This is a genomic window from Pelagibius sp. Alg239-R121 (assembly GCF_947331435.1).
In the GTDB taxonomy this organism is placed as follows: Bacteria; Pseudomonadota; Alphaproteobacteria; order Kiloniellales; family Kiloniellaceae; genus Denitrobaculum.
The window spans coordinates 1-1,229 of the sequence record NZ_CAMZOF010000047.1 but is presented as its reverse complement, the minus strand read 5'-3'; the positions used below and the strand labels follow the sequence as shown (position 1 = coordinate 1,229).

General features: G+C 56.4%; 1 protein-coding gene. It reads right to left on the bottom strand.

The genetic code is table 11. The features are described 5' to 3' along the window. Positions 1 to 9 precede the first annotated feature (9 nt). A complete protein-coding gene (locus tag QMZ18_RS36905; protein WP_282611443.1) occupies positions 10 to 1,170 on the bottom strand; it encodes an IS30 family transposase in 1,161 nt (386 codons plus the stop codon). Positions 1,171 to 1,229: the final 59 nt, after the last annotated feature.

Genomic DNA, 1,229 nt, shown 5'->3' with positions numbered 1-1,229 from the left:
GTGGTGGATTCAACTGATCGCGGCAACACACTCGGCGAACTTCTCTGCTGGCGTTTGATATTGCAAGGTCTTGCGTGGCCGTTCGTTTAGTTGTCTGGCGATTGCCCCGAGTTTGGCCTGGGAATGCACGGACAGGTCGGTTCCGCGCGGCAAGTATTGTCGGAGCAGGCGGTTGGTGTTTTCGTTTGATCCCCGCTGCCATGGCGAATGCGGGTCGCAGAAGTAGACTTCGATATCGGTTGCCATTGTCAGACGCGAATGATCTGCCAGCTCTTTGCCGCGATCCCAAGTCAGGGATTTGTAGAGCTCCTTTGGCAGCCTGTGGGATTGCTTGATCAGTCCCGAGATGACGCTTTTCGTATCCTTGTTGGCAACCTTGATCAGCATGACATATCGCGACTGCCGCTCGACGAGGGTGGCGATGTAGCTGTTTTTGGAACCGCCAATGAGGTCACCTTCCCAATGACCAGGTACCGCGCGATCCTCAACGCAAGCGGGTCTTTCGCTAATCGAGACGGCATCTTTGACCTGACCCAACCCCTTGCGCTTAAGGCTGGCGTGCCGTGAACGGCGTATGGTGCGCTTGGCGCGAAGGTGTTCCAGCAACTCCTTCTTCAAAACGCCTCGGGCCTGTATGTAAAGGCTTCGATAGATTGTCTCGTGTGACACCTGTTTGTGTGCCTCTCCTGGAAAGCTGCGTTTGAGCCAGCCCGCAATCTGTTCCGGTGACCACTTGCGGCGCAGCTTTGCAGATACTGCGCGGCTCAAAGATGGGTGGCAAGCCAGCTTGCATGTCTTGGGCCGCACAGCGCGCTCCCATGCAGCCTGATCCGATGCTGCCGCTCGGTAGTCGATGCGCCCACCGTTACGTCGAACCTCGCGGCTTATTGTCGATGGCGAACGCCCCAATTGGTATGCAATGGATCGCAAAGATCGGTTGACGCTAAGCGCCCGCGATATCTCTTCGCGCTCGATTAAGCTCAGAGCTTGTTTGCTACGCCTCCGATCTGGTGGACGGATGCCCCCGCTCGGAGAGATAACAGAAAACACGGAAGATGACTGGCGGTTAAAGGCGCGCCCGATCGAACTCATCGACTCACCGCGCTGCCACCGATCCCAAATATCGGCGCGTTGCGTGGCGGAATAGTAAATACGGCGACGATACTTCATGTCCAACACTCCATCTTTCCTCAAAGACTAAAGTGTTGCGGCCACCTGTTGAGACCACC